Origin of the sequence: Myroides odoratimimus (genome assembly GCF_038039805.1) — a bacterium.
Taxonomy (GTDB): Bacteria; Bacteroidota; Bacteroidia; order Flavobacteriales; family Flavobacteriaceae; genus Flavobacterium; species Flavobacterium odoratimimum_B.
This window is the reverse complement of sequence record NZ_JBBPHK010000013.1, coordinates 55,021-75,231: the sequence shown is the minus strand read 5'-3', so window position 1 is coordinate 75,231 and position 20,211 is coordinate 55,021. Positions and strand designations below refer to the sequence as shown.

The 20,211-nt window shown below is 34.5% G+C and carries 15 protein-coding genes; 9 read left to right on the top strand and 6 right to left on the bottom strand.

What is annotated here, in order from left to right; genetic code table 11:
* The first annotated feature begins 176 nt into the window (after positions 1–176).
* From AABL85_RS10980 to AABL85_RS10970, 3 genes are all read left to right on the top strand, one after another.
* Entirely contained in the window at positions 177–1,256 is a 1,080-nt protein-coding gene (locus tag AABL85_RS10980; RefSeq protein ID WP_286415541.1) for a chorismate mutase, read from the top strand.
* A gap of 146 nt (positions 1,257–1,402) precedes the next feature.
* Positions 1,403–2,368, top strand: a complete 966-nt coding sequence (gene rsgA, locus AABL85_RS10975) for a ribosome small subunit-dependent GTPase A (protein ID WP_341310113.1) — start codon at positions 1,403–1,405, stop codon at positions 2,366–2,368.
* A 130-nt stretch (positions 2,369–2,498) separates the two neighbouring features.
* Positions 2,499–4,466 (top strand): DUF3857 domain-containing protein, encoded by a 1,968-nt coding sequence (locus AABL85_RS10970; RefSeq protein ID WP_341310112.1) that lies wholly within the window; start codon positions 2,499–2,501, stop codon positions 4,464–4,466.
* A gap of 84 nt (positions 4,467–4,550) precedes the next feature.
* On the opposite strand, the gene AABL85_RS10965 is transcribed toward AABL85_RS10970, so the two are convergent.
* The 4 genes from AABL85_RS10965 to AABL85_RS10950 are packed head-to-tail and all read right to left on the bottom strand — an operon-like array spanning position 4,551 to position 12,958.
* On the bottom strand, positions 4,551–7,361 hold the full coding sequence (locus AABL85_RS10965; RefSeq protein ID WP_341310111.1) for a M16 family metallopeptidase: 2,811 nt from the start codon (positions 7,359–7,361) through the stop codon (positions 4,551–4,553).
* Positions 7,361–8,548, bottom strand: a complete 1,188-nt coding sequence (locus AABL85_RS10960) for a DUF4929 family protein (RefSeq protein ID WP_286415545.1) — start codon at positions 8,546–8,548, stop codon at positions 7,361–7,363. Before AABL85_RS10960 ends, AABL85_RS10965 begins: the two co-directional genes overlap by 1 nt.
* A gap of 10 nt (positions 8,549–8,558) precedes the next feature.
* The gene (locus tag AABL85_RS10955) at positions 8,559–9,938 is read right to left on the bottom strand and encodes a RagB/SusD family nutrient uptake outer membrane protein (RefSeq protein ID WP_341310110.1); all 1,380 of its coding nucleotides are present in this window, start codon (positions 9,936–9,938) and stop codon (positions 8,559–8,561) included.
* On the bottom strand, positions 9,938–12,958 hold the full coding sequence (locus AABL85_RS10950) for a SusC/RagA family TonB-linked outer membrane protein (protein WP_341310109.1): 3,021 nt from the start codon (positions 12,956–12,958) through the stop codon (positions 9,938–9,940). The genes AABL85_RS10955 and AABL85_RS10950 overlap by 1 nt, the downstream gene beginning before the upstream one ends.
* Positions 12,959–13,691: 733 nt before the next feature.
* On the opposite strand from AABL85_RS10950, the gene AABL85_RS10945 reads away from it, so the two are divergent.
* Positions 13,692–13,994 (top strand): hypothetical protein, encoded by a 303-nt coding sequence (locus AABL85_RS10945; RefSeq protein WP_341310108.1) that lies wholly within the window; start codon positions 13,692–13,694, stop codon positions 13,992–13,994.
* Positions 13,995–14,244: 250 nt separating this feature from the next.
* Here AABL85_RS10945 and AABL85_RS10940 read toward each other — a convergent pair whose 3' ends face one another.
* Complete coding sequence (locus tag AABL85_RS10940; protein WP_286436686.1) at positions 14,245–14,745, bottom strand: hypothetical protein; 501 nt, start codon at positions 14,743–14,745, stop codon at positions 14,245–14,247.
* Between the two features lie 383 nt (positions 14,746–15,128).
* Positions 15,129–16,460, bottom strand: a complete 1,332-nt coding sequence (locus tag AABL85_RS10935) for an amidohydrolase family protein (protein ID WP_341310107.1) — start codon at positions 16,458–16,460, stop codon at positions 15,129–15,131.
* A gap of 197 nt (positions 16,461–16,657) precedes the next feature.
* Here AABL85_RS10935 and dtd point away from each other — a divergent pair, with 197 nt between their 5' ends.
* The 5 genes from dtd (at position 16,658) to queA (ending at position 20,060) form a co-directional block, all read left to right on the top strand.
* Positions 16,658–17,110 (top strand): D-aminoacyl-tRNA deacylase, encoded by a 453-nt coding sequence (dtd, locus tag AABL85_RS10930; RefSeq protein ID WP_286436684.1) that lies wholly within the window; start codon positions 16,658–16,660, stop codon positions 17,108–17,110.
* Positions 17,110–17,313, top strand: coding sequence for a hypothetical protein (locus AABL85_RS10925; protein ID WP_006257220.1), 204 nt, complete (start codon positions 17,110–17,112; stop codon positions 17,311–17,313). Before dtd ends, AABL85_RS10925 begins: the two co-directional genes overlap by 1 nt.
* A 2-nt stretch (positions 17,314–17,315) precedes the next feature.
* On the top strand, positions 17,316–17,642 hold the full coding sequence (locus tag AABL85_RS10920; protein WP_006257219.1) for a nucleotide pyrophosphohydrolase: 327 nt from the start codon (positions 17,316–17,318) through the stop codon (positions 17,640–17,642).
* A gap of 7 nt (positions 17,643–17,649) precedes the next feature.
* Entirely contained in the window at positions 17,650–18,876 is a 1,227-nt protein-coding gene (locus AABL85_RS10915; RefSeq protein ID WP_341310106.1) for a 3-phosphoshikimate 1-carboxyvinyltransferase, read from the top strand.
* A 134-nt stretch (positions 18,877–19,010) separates the two neighbouring features.
* A complete protein-coding gene (queA, locus tag AABL85_RS10910; RefSeq protein WP_006257217.1) occupies positions 19,011–20,060 on the top strand; it encodes a tRNA preQ1(34) S-adenosylmethionine ribosyltransferase-isomerase QueA in 1,050 nt (349 codons plus the stop codon).
* Positions 20,061–20,211 lie beyond the last annotated feature (151 nt).

Genomic DNA, 20,211 nt, shown 5'->3' with positions numbered 1-20,211 from the left:
ATATTATTTTGTTCTTAAGTGGTTAAAAGTAATTATTTATCAAATAAATATCGAATAAAAGGTCAACTTTATAAATTAAAATAATATATTAGAGTCTTTTTTTGACAGTTTTGGTGAGTACAAAACCGGAGCTGTAAAAACGTCATTATATGTAAATACAAATTAATAATTAACCAATGGAAAAACTAAACATTAACAAGGATTGGTTGTCTTTATTCCAAGGACAAAATCCTGCAATAATTGCAGGTCCTTGTAGTGCGGAAACGCCAGAGCAAGTCATGAGAATCGCTAAGTCACTGCCAAAAGAGGTTAAAGTCTATCGCGCTGGGATTTGGAAACCTCGTACTCGTCCAGGTGGATTTGAAGGAGTAGGTGCCATTGGATTGAAATGGTTACAACAAGTGAAAGCTGAGACAGGAATGTTATTAGCTACTGAGGTTGCAACCGCAGAACACGTACAATTGTGCTTAGAGCACGATATTGACATCTTATGGATTGGGGCACGTACTGCTGTTAATCCTTTTGCTGTTCAAGAAATTGCAGATGTACTTAGAGGTACAGACAAAGTTGTTTTGTTAAAGAATCCAGTGAATCCGGACTTGTCTTTATGGATGGGGGGAGTAGAGAGACTTGCAGAAGCAGGTATTACTAAATTAGGAGTTATTCACAGAGGCTTTAGTACTTATGAAAAAACAAAGTATCGCAATATCCCTGAGTGGCAAATTCCAATTGATCTAAAGTTACATTTACCTAATATTCCTATTTTCTGTGATCCATCACATATCACAGGAAACAGAGACAAAATATTAGGTGTATCTCAACAAGCATTAGACCTTAACTATGAAGGGTTAATGATAGAGACACATTGTGATCCTGATAATGCATGGAGTGATGCTGCTCAGCAGGTAACACCTGATCAATTAAGTGATATCATCTCTAAATTACAAGTGAGAAACGTAACGGATGAGACAGAAGAATTTTTACAGCAGATACAAGCTCACCGTATCCAAATCGATGACATGGATAGTAAGCTTCTTGATTTATTGAGAAAGCGTATGGCTATCTCTGATGCAATTGGAACATTGAAGAAGGAGAAAAATGTAGCTGTATTCCAACAAGATCGCTGGTTAAAAATTCTTGAGAAAATGCAGGAAGAAGGGAAACACATCGGATTTACTGAAGAGTTTATCACTGCTATCTATACTGCTATTCACCAAGAGAGTATTCATAGACAAGATAAAATTATCAACAAATAGTAGTTGGTAATGTGAATTATAGAAGGGTTTTTACAGATGTAAAGGCCCTTTCTTTGTTTAAAACATGTTATAGTAGTGAATCAGGTTAACTAAGAATTGTCTTTAAACCTGTTTAAGGAACATTTTTTTTGAAGTATATTTGCCATATGAATGGTATAGTTTACAAATCAACAGGTAGTTGGTACTCAGTGAAAGGTGAAGACGGTGTGTTTTATGACTGTCGTATTAAAGGTAAGTTTAGGATTAAAGGCATTAAAAGTACTAATCCAATTGCTGTAGGTGACCTTGTTCGCTTTGAACTAGAAACTACAAACGATGTTACTACGGGGGTTATTAATGATATAAAACCTCGTAAGAATTATATTGTTCGTAAGTCTGTAAACTTATCTAAGCAAGTACATATTCTTGCATCTAACATTGATACTCTATTCTTAATTGTAACCATAAATAATCCTGTTACAACTACAAGTTTTATTGACAGATTCTTAGTTACTGCAGAAGCTTATGGAATTAGGACAGTATTAGTGTTTAATAAAATAGATACTTATTCTGAGGATGCTTTAGACGAGCAGTTGTATATGCAGTATATTTATTCTCAGATTGGCTATGAGTGCTTAAGAGTATCTGCTGTCACAGGTAAGGGAATAGAAGCTATTAAAGAAAGAATGATAGGTAAAGTATCTACATTTACAGGGCATTCAGGAGTAGGAAAGTCTACTTTAATTAATGCTATAGAACCAGGACTACACTTAAAGACTGCTCAAATCTCAGAACAACATCAACAAGGACAGCATACTACTACATTTGCAGAGATGTTTGACTTATCATTCGATGCTAAGATTATTGATACTCCTGGTATCAGAGGATTTGGTGTGGTAGATATGGAACCTCAAGAGGTAGGTGACTATTTTCCTGAGTTTTTTGCTTTAAAGGAACAGTGTAAGTTTAATAATTGTTTGCATAGAGAAGAACCTTACTGTGCTGTAAAGGACGCATTGGATAGAGATGAATTAGCCTGGTCTAGATATAAGACATATATTCAGATTCTAGACGGAGAAGAAGAACATTATCGAACAGATATATATAAAGATGGAAAGAACCAAGACGAATAGTCTTGGTTTTTTTATGTATTTAAAGTAGCAGTTAGATTAATTAAGAATCTTTTTGGTGTAAGTCCTCTTGCTATGTTGTATAATTGTGGTAAATTTTGACTTTATAATTACTACCACAAAAAATAAGATAATGAATAAAATAGCCTGTTTTTTATTTGTATTAATATGTTGTCTACAGTCACCTTCTTATGGACAAGATTTCTTAGGAAAAGTAAAGCCAGCTGAGTTAGCAGAGCTTAGTAATACTTCTTTTGCTAAGGATAAAGCAGTCATACTACAAGAAGAAGTTAGAGTAGACTTTGAATATTCTGATGAATATGGTTTTAGAGTGAATGAGACTGTATCACGTAAAATAAAATTATATGATGAGGTGGTTAAGGAAAAGTTGAAATTCCTTGTTCCTTATGCACCTAAAGGGTATGCAAGAGAAGATGTGACTATAACAGTGTCTAATATTTATCGAATAACTGATGGGAAGATAGTAAAACAGAAGTCTCCAAAACAAAACCTAATTGATGAAGATAAAGGTAATTGGAGAGAGAAAGGTGTATCTTATAATGAAGCTAAAAGTGGAGATATTATAGAGTATTCTTATATTAAATCTACGAACTATATAGATGAATTACCTGAGTGGTATATACAGAGTGATATGCCTAAAGAAAGTACAAGTTATACAGTAGTAGTACCAGAGTACTTTTTATATAGCATCGTAAAAAAGGGAGATATAAAGCTAACAGAACAAGAGTATAATAGAAGAGTCTCTTTTCGTGGGGTGAATGGCTTTATGATTAAGTCTGAAATCAATGCTATAGAAAAAACATATAAAGCACAATTAGTACCTTCTTTTATTGTAGAGCCTTATCTTGATAATCCTGCAAACTATATTTCAACAGTGCGCTTTGATTTACAGCAAGTACAGTTCCCTGGTAATTCTGCGGAAAAAGTAATGCAAACAGAGAAAGAGTTTTATGCTGACCTACTTAAAAATAGAGGGTTTGGTAAAGAATTAAAACAAGATAAGTTTCTTAAAAAAGAAATTAACCTAGAGGATTATAAGGGGCTAAGTACAGAAGCTCAGATTTCAAAACTATTAAATATAGTACAGAGTCGAGTAACGTGGAATCAAGAATATGGACTTTACGCACAGAACGGTATTAAAACTACTTTCTATAAAGGGACTGGAAATAGTGCTGATGTGAACTTACTATTGACAGCCATGCTAAGATATGTTGGTATAAAAGCTAATCCAGTATTATTGAGTACTAGAAGTAATGGTGTGAAGACCGTTTGGCAACGCAACTATTATAACCATATTATTACTGCTATAGAATCTGATAATAGTATTTATTTAGTAGATGCTACGAATAAGTATACGACTCTTAATATCTTATCATTAGAAGACTTAAATGGTTCAGGTACTATACTATACGATACAGGAGCTATTCTTAAAGTGAATCTAATGCCTCAGTTTATTTCTAGTAAAGAAGTGAAGTATCAGATCACTCCTAACTCGAATGGAAGTATTTCAGGTCAGATTATAGAGAACTATAAAAACTATCGTGCTCTAGAGTTTAGAAATATGTATGATGGTAGTGAATGGAGATTTGGGAAGTGGTACGAGAGCCAATATGTAGGGATGAATGTAAGTAGTACACGTGTGTATAATGGTGATAATAATGAGAAGGATGTAAGAGCAGTATTCTCGTTCAGTAAGCAGAATGGTGTATTATTTTTTAATGATAAGTATATTATTAATCCATTTCAGTTCTATCCATTGTATTCTAATCCATTTAAAAGTGAATATAGAAATAACCCTATTTACATAGGGTATCCAGAGTTAGACAATTATCTAATGGGGATAGTCATTCCAGAAGGGTATAAAGTAGGTACTCTACCTCAAAACTTTACTTTAAAAAGTGAACAGACAGGATTAGAAGTACAAACTAAGTTTGAGGTAAAAGACAATCAAGTACTGTGTAGTTTGATTTTTATTAAAGCTAAAGGAGTGATTGCTTCAAAAGACTATGACAGCGTGAGAGATGTGTATATTCAATTATTAGAACAGTTAAAAACACAAGTTACATTAGAGAAGAAATAAAAATAAGGCTACCTAAATCAGGTAGCCTTATTCAATTATGATTAGTAAAGAGAAAATAAAGTGGAGCAATAACCACTTGTTATTTTATTGAGGTGTGAGTATAAATACTCCGTAGTTAGAGGTATTAAATATAGATTTAGAAATCTCTTTAATGTCCTCAGGAGTGATACTATTTAGTATTGCATCATAATTATTAAAGTCCTCAAGAGAACCAAAGTTTAATAGAGTTTCTCTAAGCTTTTCTACCCATTGGAATGTACTTGTATCTGTTAGATGTAAGCGTTTATTATTCAGAATCGTTAATTTCATCTGTTCTAATTCTGTCTTTGAGATACTTTTTGTCTGTAGAGAGTGAATCACTTCTTTAGCTAAGTTCTCTAGTTTGTCTATATCAGTTAGAGAAGTAGAGAAGAATAAACTAACAGATGTTCTAGGCTCAGGGTAAACTTCTACGTCTAGAGCAGAATAAGGAGAATATACTAATCCTTCTTTTTCTCTCGATATTGTTAAGAACTGGTTGTTGAACATCTCTCTTACGATATGAGCCATCATGCTCTCTTTTAGAGTAGGTTTAATTGTTCCATTGAATACTATTGTCACATCAGGTCTTTCGATATCACTACTCGTTAGTGTAGCTCGTGTGATTTCTTCTTTAGCGAATGCCTTAGATGAATTAGCCCTGTTTTTATCTACTTGCTTTGGAGCATTATTTAAAGCACCGAAGTAAGCGATCGCCTTCTTCTTGATATCATCTGTATCAAAATTCCCTGCGATAAGTACATACACTTCTTCTAAATTAGCAAATGATTGATTGTATAAAGTAAAGAAACTATTTAGATTAACTTTCTTCCAGTCTTCTATCGTTGTGAGCTCTTCAGAGAATAAACTACCTCCTTTTTTATATTCTTCTATTTGATGTCCTATTTTTATAGCAGGATTATCTAGTAAAGCAGAAGGCTTAGAAGTAGTATCTATAGAAGAGATACTTTCCTCTATATATTCTTTAAAATCCTGTTGAGGTGTGATATAGTCATATAACTTTCTATAGGTCCATTCAAAAAGGTCTTTGCTATTTCCTTTTCGCGAAGAAGTATTGATAATGCTAGCATCCTTATTTATACTCACGAGTGTAGATATTTCTCTATCTGATCCCGCTTGCATATACCCGTCATTAGTAAAGCCATGTATCCAAGAAGAGTCTATAAAATATCCAGCATCTTGATAATATTTTTGTTCAGATGTAGGTATTTGATTTAGCCCATTTCTTGTGAACAAAGTCATGATATAATTATCATCTGTTGCCTTTGTTGGTTTAATACCTATGCGTAGTCCATTCGCTAATGTTAGTTCTGTAAGGTTGATGTCCGCATATAGCTGTTCTTTTACTGCTATATCAGTTGTTGCCTTTTGTATTGGAGGCATTGTTTTCCAATGGAAAGTACCACGTGGTCTTTCGTGAGTTTTCTTCTGTTTAGCAGATTTGAATACTAATGTTTTTGTACTTCCTTCATTCCAATACTTGTTTAGTTCGTCAACAGAGTCTAAAGAGAACAAACTATCATTATAGGTAAGTAGATATAGGTTCTCTTGATCAGTAGACCATGTATTACTGTGTTTACTTTCTATATCCTTTGTGGTGATAGTAGGGAGTAATTCAGTTAGTAAAGCATGTCTATCTATAGAAGATAAGTAGTGGCTATTCACTACGACCTGATCAACATAAGCATTGGTGATATAAGCAATGTCTTCGTCTTCAGAAGGAACAGAGTGGTTCAGTAGATGTTGCTTATAATGTTCAAGCTCTTTTTTGTGAATACCTTTTACAGACATAGTGTTTACTGTACTCGCTACTAAACTTATGCGGTTCTGTAATTCTTCTACTGTCCTAGCCTGTATTTCTATGGCATTTTCATTTTTATTAGGTAGATACCATAGACTGTGAGCAGTAGCAGTGCTTTTGCTCATAGCCAGTTTCTTATTGATCCACTGTTTATAGATTTGTTCTATCAGCTGTTGTCTGTAATCTTCTTTAGAAGCTAAGAAAGGTGCTTCTGTAAAGCGTACTATTTCTAATTTATTAGAATTTATAGTCGTATTGCTCTGCTTTTCTAATAAGTCAGTATAGACAGGGCTAAAAGTGTTTTCGCTCTGTTTTCTATCTAGATTCGACTGCCCTTTAAAAGATCCAAAGTATTTGTTTATTTGCTCTACAGCATCTTTAGTATTCACATTACCGACAATGATTACAGTAGCTAGAGAAGGATTATACCATCGTTTATAGAATGCTCTAAGCTTTATAGGATCTAGATTTAGAATCTCTTTTTCAGTAGCGATAGGCAATCTATCTAAATGAGGAGTACCTTCTAGTTTTTTGCGGTTAAATAAAGGCTCTGTACCAAAGTCTTTAATCTCCTGAATGACAATTCTTTTTTCTTTTTCAATATCCTCATCATTGAGATGTGACTTTCCTAAGAAGTTAGCAAGTATATTTATAGCTAAATCCTGTTGTTTGATATCTAAGAGAGACAGATCATATACGGTGCGCTCATAAGTAGTATAAGCATTGATATCTCTCCCAAACTGATAGCCTAAACGCTGTAATGTATCAATGGCTTGTCTACTTGGAAAGTCATCACTACCGTTAAAGATCATGTGTTCTAAGAAGTGTGCATATCCTCGTTCATCATTGCGTTCTTGTAGTGATCCTACATTTAAGACCAGACGATATTCCGTCTTCTGTTGAGGTATAGGGTGGACGATATAGTTTAACCCATTGTCTAATGTACCATAAATTGCTTTTTCTGCTTTAGGCAATGGAGATAAAGTACCTTGCCCTACTACAAGCAGAGGGCAAAGTACTAAAGCAAAGAAATATAGTGTTTGAGTACGTTTCATTATTTTAGTTTGTATTCAACAGTGAATAAGATGTAGTCATTTGCATGTTCATGCCCTATGATGAACTGAAAGTTAAGATGCGTATCTGTTAATGTAGCCGATGTCGTTCTGTAGTTACCTCCTTCTCCCATATCGTAATAATCTTCTTGTATATCCTGATTATTGAGATAGTATGACGGGTTTACAGTACCTCCCATTTCTGTGTTTTCTATAGCAAGGGGATTTCCTTCGTCTAAGAGTTTCTTAAGTCTATCCCATGCACTGTATTTAAACTGAAATGGTACAATCGTATAATCATCTCCCCATATATCTTGGAAGGTTTTAGTATATGATAGCTTTCTAGTCTTTAAATCTATGTATATATCGTCTAATTCTACTTCAAAAGTTTCCTTGCTGGTAGCACTTAGGTTGATCAAATTCATGATGTGTTGAGAGGCAGGTACTTGAGTCCAAAACTCGTTGTCATCTATCGTAAGCAACCGCTGTAGTTTATATAAATACCCTTCTATCCCCATAGGATTAGACACCATTTTTAATACTGGTTGTTCAGGTGTAGATTTATCGCTTAATGTGATAGTGGTAATTCCATTTATTTGGGAAGTTTCTGCTTGATACATAGTTTCGAGATTAGCACCTCCAGGAAAGTTGATTGTAGTATTTACTTTAATCTCTCCCATTAATGGATAAAGATCTAATCCCTTTCGTTTATAACCATCGAGTAATTCAATTTGTTTATCTGTTAGTGCTTCTACCTTTTTGATAGGGGTGACTAATAGTTGTACCTCTTTATCTAAGGGGAGTTTGCTTGTATTGTTGATTAGTTTTATAGTGATTGTGGTTTCATCACTTAAAAGTTGTCTTGATGAACTCTTTATTTTTAGTTGTGCTTTTTTCTCTTTTGGAGCAAACTGTATAATAGGATTTTCAATGGTAAGAATATCTTTACCATCTATCGTATTGTTTTCTAATGCGAATTCCAGTGTAACGGCTTCTGTGATTGAATTAACCAAGAAGACATTGACAGTTACTTCATCTGTACTGTTATCTTGTAAGATGTGAGTCCCGTTTGGCTGTAAGACAATTCTGTTCTCTCCCGTATAGCCTTGTAGCTGATTGTCGTCTTGTGTACAGCTCAAGGTAAATAAACTCAAGAGTAGTCCCGTAAATATCGTTAAGTAGTGTTTCATTTTAGTAATCTTAAAGTTCTATTGACTGCCATCCATCATTTTGTACCAGGTTGTTATTAAGGCGAATTTCAGCAGTTGGTATAGGCCATGTCCAGCGAAAATCTGTAGCTTCTATGGTATTGGATTTTTTATTAGAATCAGATTCATATCTCGCGATACTGGTATTCCACCTTTTTAGGTCAAAGTAATTAGTTTTTTCACCTATGAATTCCTTTTGTTTTTCTGCTCTAAAGAGTAGTCTTAGTACTTGTTGAGAAGGAGAGTCTGTGATTGTTTCACTGTGTACAGAGGTTTTAAAATCATTGTAGAGTGTTATTGCTTGTGCTATTTTATTTTGCTCGATTAAGCTTTCTAACAATAGAAAGTAAGTTTCTGTATTTCTCGATAAGATGATGCGTTGTTCTTCTTTGTCATTATAGTCAGATTTGTATTTGCCCAATAGAGCTCTTGTACTTGAGGCTGTACCTTGTGCTTTCATGTCATAAAAGAACTGAGATATTGTATATCTCATGTCACTTTCTTCAAACTTATTTAAGAAATGTATTTGCATAATATCACCATCGGTTGTTGTAGTTAGGTAATGATTGGGATTTTCTCTGAAATCGTAAGCCCAATACACTTGCCTTGTAGGCGAGTTATCTTTGTATTTCCAAAGCGAAGCATATGTCTCAGCAGTATTCGGAAGTGGAGCGGATTCGCTTAATAGCGCAGTGGCTAAAGCTTCTGCCTTGTCGTATTGTCCTTGGTATAACGCAATTTTGATCTCTAATTGTTTAGCGGCTTGAGTAGTGATAAAGTATATTTTTTGCGCTGCATAACTATCCATTAAAGAGATACCTTCTTGTAACATCCTCTCTATATATTGAATAGATTCACTTTGTGTTAACCTTTTGTTGGATTCTATTTTTAGCTCATCCTTTCTCAACACTCCTGGAGCTTCTGGATTATATCGCGTGCTGTATAGCTGTAGTAGATCAAAGTAGATATACGCTTTAAGTACTAAGGCATTTCCTTTGATGTAATCCCAGTCAGCACCTTTGTCTCTAATGTGTGCTTCTGTATTTAAAAGTGCATTTAAGTGAACCATTGCGCTATAATAACTATCCCATTGACTATTGGCTAAGGTCTTTAGGGCTATCTCATTCCAAGTATAGTGTTGCTTAGCATTGCTATTATACTCTATGAGGTAAGTTGGCTGTAGGTCTTCGCTTAATAGTGTAAATGTACTTCCATTTACAGGTAGTTCCTTGTAAGCTTGAGCCAATACAGAGGTTGCTTTTTGGGTTGTATTGATGATGTCATCACCTGATATTTCTTGTTCATTTTTTACATCTAAGGAACAAGAGCTGATTGACAGAACCGTCAAGGCTGATAGTATATATTTTATCATTAGAATGTGGCGTTAAGTGAAAAGGTTAAAATGGGTTGAACGACGTCTTTTAAGTTTCCTCTATCTTTTTCAAAGCGATAAGTGTATATGTTATCTGCCTGAATATTTATTTGTAGTGTTTTAAAATATTTATTGACAAAACTGTTGTTTCGAATACTATACCCTAATTGGATATAATTAAGTTTGATATAATCTGTCTTGTATATTTTTCTTGAACTTGGTTGTTTGTATAAGTTAAAGACACTGCTGGGCATATCTTTCATTGGATAAGTTTTGTTTTCATCTCCTATTTCAAACCACATATTGTCTAATTGACCAGCTAAAGCATTTTGATTTGAACTAGATAGATCGCGTACATATTGTTGGCTTTGTACTGCTTTTCCTCCTAATCCATAGTTAATATTTACAGCAAGAGACCAGTTTTTATATGACCAATAGTTATTAAAGAATCCTTGGTAAGGAGCAATGCTATTTCCATAGTCTCTATAATAAGCCTTTTGTAAAGGGGCATTGTAAATGATGATATTGTTATTGCTGTCTACATATTCTGGCAGCCCTGTGATAGGGTGTATTCCATTGTCGTGAATACCGTAGATTATACCTAAAGGTTTGCCTACTTCGTACTCAGGCATTACTGCGGTAGGTGAATTATAGATTTTATCTGTTCCATATAGTCTTTTGACAGTATTCTTGTTGTAAGATATGGAAGCAGCTGTGTTCCATTTGAAGTCTGACAGGCTTACAATATCTCCACTTAGCAAGAACTCAACTCCCGCATTTTCTATTTCTCCTATATTTTTGGTATACGTCTGAAATCCATTACTTGAAGCTATAGGCGTAGCGAATATGGCCTCTTTAGTTAGGTTGCTATAAAAGGATGTTAATAAATTAAATCTTCCTACAAAACCTAAATCCATACTTATATTGGTACTGTATGTCTGTTGAGGTTTTAGACTCCTATTGGGTAACCCCATTAGTTGTAGAACGCGGTATTCTCCATAAAAGCTATTGGTATTTGAATACGTTGTGTTTATCGCACTTGGGACGATTCCTGTCATACTTGCTGTATAACCTAATGAGGCCTTAAATTTAAGAGAAGTTAATAGACCTTGTTTTTTAAAAAAGTCATATTCACTTGGTGTCCAACCTATACCTGTAGACCAGGCATCATTCCATCGCTTATTACTTGGGAGAATAGAAGATCCATCTCTTTTAATACTGGCATAAAAATCATATGTATTCTGGTAGTTATATCCTAAGGCTAACCCGAAACCGAGTTGAGTATTTTTAATTTTATTACCGCTGGCTTTTGGTGCATAAGTACCAGTCAAGCCATTGTTAATACCAGAGAGACTATTGACGTCGTCTGATATTCCATATCCACTTGCTTGTAGATCTTTAATTTGTGTTGTGTAATAATCCATGTTTACTCCAACAAATAAGTTGTGATCTCCAAATTGCTTTTGATAGTTGGCGCGGATATTAGAAGAGAAGTCAAATATCTTGTTATCACTTTCACTGATATACCCTTGTGCGTTTAGAGGTATTTGTTTTTGACTATAGGCCGTAGATAGAATGCGTTGGTTTTTTTCTGCGATGCTGTAATCACCACCTAATACACCCGATATATTCAGCTCTGGCAAGATATCCCAGTGCATGACCACAGAGGAACTAAAGCGTTTAGTCGTTGTCTTCTGTTTGTATTGGTTGATCAAATCTTGATAGCTGAGATTAGAATTTTGACTAAATAATTTTTTTGAATCTTTAGATTCGTATGGGTTGAGTGTAAATGCTAATGAGGTGGGGTCATTACTCATACCGTTTTCTGTATTCGCCGTAGACAGACCAAAACTATTGTTTAAAGACAACCTAAAGTTATGTGCTAACATATAATCTAAATTGGCACGTGCAGTTAGTTGATTGATATCATTACCTGGAATTCGACCTCCTTGTTTACTGTAGTTCAGGGAGTAGAAATACGTACTTTTTTCTGTTCCTCCGCGTACTCCTAAGTTATAAGCTTGAAAGATATTGGGTTTGATTAACTCTTTAAACCAGTCTGTGTTGATTTGTTTTAAGGAATCCAATGTTTTAGCTCCACGTGCTAATTCTTGTTGCAGATTTGGGCTATTAGCATATAGACTGTTGATGTATTTAGCAGAATTGATATAACCAGGAGAACCAGCTTTTTGGATGCGTTCTTCGAAAGCGAGTTTTTCTTCTGTTCCCATCATACGCGCAGGGCGTTCACCTCTAAAAGTAATTCCTTGTTTCATCGAGAAGCTCACTACTGGTTTGCCTTCGAAGCCTCTCTTCGAAGTTAATTCTATGACTCCATTAGCCGCTTTGATTCCATATAGAGCAGTAGCAGGTGCGTCTTTTAGTACCTTGATTGTACTAAAGTCGTTAGGGTTAAGCGTCATAAAGGTTTCTGTTGAGATAATAATACCATCCATAACAAATAGTGGTTCATTAGCACTACCTGTATAAGAAAAGGAAGAATTACCTCTAAGGCGTATCTCTGGCTTTTGACCTAATTCTCCCGAAAAATTGACTGTCAAGCCTGGTACTTGACCTTGTAATAGCTTCGCCATGTCTAACTCTGAGCGTTGGCTTAGTTGTGTCATGTCTACTGTGATGACAGAACCTGTGCTATTTCGAATATCGATATCGTTGATATTCGTGGATTTGTGTATGATTAATTCATCTAGTTGTTTGATGTTGGGAAGTAAACGGATGGTTTGTTCTCCTTTTTTCAGTTTCGTTTCTAAGTTTTCGTAGCCGTAACGACTGATGATGACTGAGGAGTGATATAGTTCAGGAATTGCGAACTCTCCTTTTTCATTGGTAAAGAAAGTATCTCCTGAGGCTAATACGGTGATTATAGCCGTATCAATTCCTTTTCGGGTTTCTAAATCAATAATCTTACCTGTGAAGACAGGTTGTTGTGCATAGACCCCTATAGCACAGAGTAAACTGATTACAACTAAGGTAATCGTCCGTTTAGATGTAAGTAACATAATAGTTAAATATAATTAAGACTAATTCTAAATTAAAGCGCAAAAGTAAAGAGATTTTTTGCTTTTCAAAACAGATAATGACTTTATTTAGATTAGTTATGTTTTAAAAAACTACAATACGTGAGTTTTTTACAAAGTAAGCTTAGTTGTATTATAGGTTTTTTGTTTGTTTATTTTATTGGTTATTAGGCGTTTGTTTTGTTTTTGTGTTTGGCTTTATTGCTTTTTATGTGTTGTTTGTTATTTAGAATTACTTCTTATAATATAAAAATAGTTGAGCAGAGGATGAAGTCTAAATATGCTTTGATTATTTAGAATACAGCTCTTGAGTAGCTCAAGAATTCGTAGTGGTATGTTAGGTATATGTGAATGATAGAAGCTATTAGAGTATATAGTGAGTCCGTTATTTTAGCTAAAAAACGGATTCACTACGGACTCATAACGGATTCACTACGGACTTAGGTAGAATGAGTTCTGTCTCGTCCTACTATAACTGTACAGCTATAGTTAATAATCCTACTTAATACTGTACAGATTTTTATTAATCCTTTTATTACTGTACAGGTTGTTTTTTGTATTTTTAATTTTGTTAAAATATGATTTTATTTGTTTTAATTTTGCTCTTTTTGATTTAAAGATGCCTATTGTGTTTAGGTAGTGTATTGTGTTTAAAATTAGAATATATGGGAATGATTAGCTGCTCTAAACATGGATTAAGTGTATCATATCTTGTATGGGGCAAGACTTAGTAGATAAAATACAATTAGGGGAAGAGGTGCTATCTACAAGTCTGTACAAGATAAAAGTAGTGATGCATATCGATATAGAGGATAAACTAGAATTTAGTTATGTCTTAAGTCTAGAGATAAAGGATAGATTAAAATTAGCAGATAGATATGAGATTAGTAAAGACGAAGATTTAACTTCTTTAGATCTTCTTTATAAGTCATTAGGAGTTATCTGTGTAAGCTGCTTTGCGGAGTATCAGTATAAAGACGCTTTTAAAGGTTTTTTAATAGGAGCAGAGGTGTTATAATATATGAATGTGTTTAAAGTAGAGACACAATACCTTGTGTGTCACCCAAACTATGTCACCTCATACATATTATGGACAGTTGAGACAACACTAGTATAGAGGTTATTGTATGTGTTTTCATACAGCGGGAAGAGATGTAATATCTTGTGTGTTTCCTCTAATAGATGTCACGGATTACGGCATCCGCGACAACGTGAAGTGAGGCTGTAGGTGAACTGTACAGATGTATTTGTTTGATTTAGAGAATATCTTATTTTTTTAGTTTTTTGTATTCTCTAATTAAACCTTTAAGTTCTCGATTAGATGTTACATCAACGTCTTTATCAGATAAGAAATGTCTGAATGTGAAATGGCTTCTATAGTTCTTTGATACTATTTCTTGATCAAGAATAAATAAGTCATTTCTCAATTGTTGCTTTTCAGTTTCGATATTTTCTAAGTCAATAAACTTTTCTTTATAATCTCTTCTAAAAGTAGATGTACTAAAAGGAATAGAATTAAGAATCTGCATTTGTTTTTTAGACTTTAAGTCTAAAGTAGAGATAATCTTGATAGCGAGTGCATCTATTTCTATTTTAGTTAAAGAGTCTATTTTCTCAGGTAAGTAAGATTTTATTTTTTTAATCGGCTTTACTTTGCTTGACTGTTTAGCTACAGTTTTTTTTGAAGTTGATAAAGGAGCATGACCAGTTCCAAAGCATTTATCACAAAAAGGATCTAAACCTTCACAAGAGCAAATTTCTGTTCTCATATTTTTGAATTACATTTTAATTTAAGTAGGCTTGATAGTAGCCTTGTTATTTTATACTACTGATTTATTATAACGAAGTAAGTCATGTAGGTCGTAAAATAACTGCGCAAAGATAATTGAATTTTTATAGCCTTAGTGAGGTTAAACCTAAAATCGCATTAGCCACATACTACAGAGTCACTCTACATCATAGCTCCTTCATTATTTCTAAAACCATACTATTGCATGTTTGTATCACTAAGTAAGATATATTCTGTATAATTACTTTTTGTTTATATGTCTATCGCATATTTTGGATTAAAACTAGAATGACTAGCAATAGGCTATAACTAAAACAAAAAAGACTGCTTATTAGGCAGTCTTTTGATATTATAATGATATTCTTATTTCTTCGTATTGATGGTGTTTTTATAGATTTTACCACCTTTCATGATTAAGATAAAGTTCTTCTCAGGATTAGCAATAAGAGATAAATCTTTTAGAGGATCTCCATCTACAAGTAGTAAGTCTGCATAAGCATTTTCTTCTACTACCCCTAGTTTACCAGGGTATGGACTACGCAATCCTGACAGCTGAAGTAACTCTCCGTTATCTTGAGTGACCATTTTTAGGATTTCAGCATTAGTAAACCATTTTTGTAAACGCAGTATGTATTCGTTTTGTTCTTTATTAAGTTCAGGCTCAAATAAGAAGTCAGTACCCCAAGCCAGTTTGACACCTAATTGTTTAGCTAATGGCCATACTCTGTCTTGACCTTCTAATACAGGTTTGCGTTTTTCTTTGCGTTGGGCATCCATATTATCATTGTTGTCCATTAGGTTCTGTAAGCTTAGCCATATACCTTTGTCTTTAATGATTTTCAAAGTTTCTTCATCTAGCATTTGTCCATGTTCGATAGACTTCACACCAGCTTCGATAGCGCGCTGTACTGCTCTAGGAGTATAAGCGTGTACCATAACATAAGTACCCCAATCTTCAGCAGCATCTACAGCTGCCTTGATTTCGTCAAAAGTGTATTGTGTCACATCGATAGGGTCATAAGCAGAAGAAGTACCTCCACCTGCCATTACTTTGATCTGACTTGCTCCGAAGCGTAGGTTTTCTCTAGTAGCAGTAAGTACTTCATCACGTCCATCTGCTATAAAAGTAGCTCCCATTTCTTCTGCACGAGAAGGCTTTCCAAAGAAGCGTCTCGAGCGCTCATTAGGAGTTCTAAAGTCTCCATGTCCTGCAGTTTGACTGATCGTAGCCCCTGAAGGCCAAATACGAGGACCTGCAGTCTTGTCTGCATCAATAGCTGCTTTTAATGGGAATATAGGGCCACCTGCATCTCTCACACTTGTAAAACCACGCATTAGCATACTGTGTGCTCCAGTAGCCACCTCTTTCATTAAGCTTTCAGGAGTTGCATTAGGAGACATCATTTGTTCCATAGTCAAAGCTCCGAATACCATGTGTACGTGTACATCAATTAATCCAGGCATAAGTGTTTTTCCATTGCCATTGATTTTAGTTACATCTTTGCCTTTAACAGAAATAGAAGAAGGGCTGATTTTCTCTATTTTTTGATCAGAGACTAAGACATTCATTGGCGCAGTAAGGGCTGCAGTCTTGTGGTCTAAGATTCTTACATTCTCAATAAGAACTTGTTTGGTCTGCGCAAATGTGATAGTTGTACTAACAACAAAAAGTGCTATTATGGATTTTAATTTCATAAAATAAGGAAAATTAGAAGATTGTTCTGTATAAAATTATATAGCATCTAAGTTATTATAAAAGTAGCTTTCTGCCTAATAAAATTTAAAAGAGTAATTGATTCTACTCTATTGTTAGAAATTAATCTAATGAAATGAAGGTAGAACTTTAGAAAGTTTTTAAGTTTGTAAGTAATAGGATAAAAAAGAATAAAGAGATGAAAGTAGTAATCCAGCGTGTGACAAAGGCTTCTGTGACTGTAGAGGGTAGTGTGATTGGTAATATAGGACAAGGGCTTTTAGTTTTAGTAGGAGTAGAGGATATTGATACAAAACTAGATATAGAATGGCTATCAGGTAAGATAGTGAATTTGCGTATTTTCGAAGATGAGAATGGAGTGATGAATAAGTCCGTAAAAGAAGTAGATGGTGAGATATTATTAGTAAGTCAGTTTACACTGCACGCTTCTACTAAAAAAGGAAATAGACCTTCCTATATTAGGGCGTCTAAGCCAGACTTCGCTATACCTATGTATGAGAAGTTTATAGATAAGTTAGAAAATGATTTAGGTAAGCGTATACAAACAGGTAGATTCGGAGCGGATATGAAAGTGGAATTGCTAAATGATGGACCTGTAACCATCGTAATAGATAGTCAAAATAAAGAATAATGAATAGTTTAGTAAAGTTTAGTTTATTCACGGTTATCTATGTGATGATGACGTGGTTCTTAACAGATGAGGTAGGTTGTGCTTTTTCTGGTGATGAGCAGTGTTTAATTAGTTTTGTGGTAAAGTATATTATCTTTATCGCACTGATGTTCGTTTATGACAAATGGGTAAAAGGAAGAATTTTTAAAACAAAAAATAAGTAATTATGAATATTCAAGATGCACAGTTAGCAGTTGATAATTGGATTAAGGAACACGGTGTTCGTTATTTTAACGAATTAACAAATATGGCTCAGCTTACGGAAGAAGTAGGAGAGGTAGCTCGTATCATCGCTAGAAGATATGGAGAGCAATCTGAAAAAGAGAGTGATAAAAATAAAGATTTGGGCGAGGAGCTAGCGGATGTAGTATTCGTAGTGATGTGTTTAGCAAATCAGACTGGTGTGAATCTACAAGAGGCATTTGATAAAAAAATGGACTTGAAAACAAAGAGAGATCACGACCGTCACCACAATAATGAGAAATTAAAATAGAGAATACGTGAATATTAAGCTGTTAAAAAGTAAAGTAGAGCATGACAAGACACTTGTTATCTCTGGTAGTAAATCCGAAAGCAATAGACTGTTAATATTGCAGGAGTTGTTTCCATCTTTAACGATAGGGAATGTATCTGATTCTGATGATGTATGTGCCATGCAGGGTGCGTTAGTATCTACGGGCGATGTAGTAGATATACATCACGCAGGGACTACTATGCGATTTTTGACAGCTTATTATTCGTTGTGTAGTACTCGCGAGCTTACTCTGACAGGGAGTAGTCGCATGCAAGAAAGACCTATCGGTGTATTAGTGGAAGCACTAAGACAGTTAGGGGCTGATATCACATATAGTAAGAAAGAGGGGTATCCTCCACTTAATATAAAAGGACAAATCTCAGTAGGAGGTAAGGTAGAATTACCTGCGGATGTGAGTAGTCAATATATAACAGCACTACTATTAGTAGGAACTAGGTTAGAGAAGGGAATAGAACTACACCTGGTGGGTAATATTACTTCTCGTCCTTATATAGAGATGACTCTACAGTTGTTAAGCCAATTAGGGGTAGAGAGTACTTTTAATGGGAATATCATTAGTGTAAAACCTTTAGTCAAGGCTATTACAGAACAGTTTACAGTAGAATCAGATTGGTCATCTGCCTCTTACTTCTATTCTTTTGTAGCACTGTCACCTATAGGAATCACTATGCAACTGAAGAGTTATAAAGAGGATAGCTTACAAGGGGATAGTCAAGTAAGTCAACTGTATAGTATATTAGGTGTAGAGACTACATACTTAGAAGATTATACTATAAAATTAGAAAAAGTAAGGGAGACAGACTCTGCGTTTAAAGCAGACTTGATAGAGACTCCTGACTTGGCACAGACTATAGCTGTGACTTGTTTTGGTTTAGGCATTCGTTGTGAAATGACGGGGCTACATACTTTAAAAATAAAAGAGACAGATCGCTTAGTAGCTTTATATAATGAGCTAACTAAATTAGGTGGTGAGGTTGATATTACAGAAGAATCTATTGTTATTCATCCTTCTGGAGGGATGAGAGAAGGAATAGAGATTGAGACTTATCAAGACCATAGAATGGCTATGGCTTTTGCTCCATTAGCTCTGAAAGGAGAGATAACTATTTTAGAAGCAGAGGTTGTAACTAAGTCATTTATAAATTACTGGGATTGTTTGGCTGAAATCGGTGTAAATATTGTTAAAAAATAGAACTGTAAAATTAAATATGGCTAAATACTTGACAACCCCTACTCTGAGGTTGTATATTTGTACTCAATTTGGACATCTATACTCTTAGATTTCCAAATTAGTTTAGTATTATTTTCTAACAAAACACATATTCAATGAAGTTATCAAACTTTAATTTTGATTTGCCTGAAGAATTATTGGCAGAGTTTCCAGCAGAGAACAGAGATGAGGCACGCCTAATGGTAGTAGATCGTAAAACTGGAACGATAGAGCACAAATTATTCAAGGATTTAATTGACTATTTTGACGAGGGAGATGTGATGGTGTTAAATAACACGAAAGTATTTCCTGCACGTTTATACGGTAATAAAGAAAAAACAGGTGCGAGAATTGAAGTATTCTTGTTGCGTGAGTTAAATGCTGAACAACGTTTATGGGATGTATTAGTAGACCCAGCTCGTAAAATACGTATCGGTAATAAATTATACTTCGGAGATGATGATTCATTAGTAGCTGAAGTAATTGATAATACAACTTCTAGAGGAAGAACTTTACGTTTCTTATACGATGGTTCTTACGAAGAGTTTAGATTTAAATTACAAGAATTAGGAGAAACTCCGATTCCTAAGTACATTAATCGTGAGGTAGTGCCAGAAGATGCTGAGCGTTACCAAACTATCTATGCTACTGAAGAAGGAGCTGTAGCTGCACCAACAGCAGGATTACACTTCTCTAAACACTTATTAAAACGTTTAGAGATAAAAGGTGTTGAATTTGCTAATGTAACATTGCATATCGGTTTAGGTACTTTTAATCCAGTAGAGGTAGAAGATTTGTCTAAACACAAGATGGATTCAGAAGAGATGTTTGTGAATCAAGAAGCTTGTGATATTGTAAACGCAGCTAAAGAGAGAAAGAATAGAGTATGTGCTATCGGTACGACAAGTATGCGTGCATTAGAGAGTTCTGTTTCTTCTAGTCAAACGTTAAACCCATTCGTGGGATGGACGAATAAATTTATCTTCCCTCCTTATGATTTCAGTATCGCTGATTGTATGGTGACTAACTTCCACATGCCTAAATCAACATTATTAATGATGATCTCTGCATTCTGTGGACATGACTTAATGATGAAAGCTTATAAAGAAGCGGTAGAAGAGAAGTATAAATTCTACTCTTACGGAGACGCAATGTTGATTCTGTAATAGATCAATCAAAATAAATTAGAAAGCCTTTGAGATTCTCAAAGGCTTTTTTTATGAATAGGATGGATTGGACTTTTATCTTATGTTTAGGAATTTATTTGTTTAAAAAGAAGTAAATTTACAGTTAATACTTAATAAGAAATACTCCTAT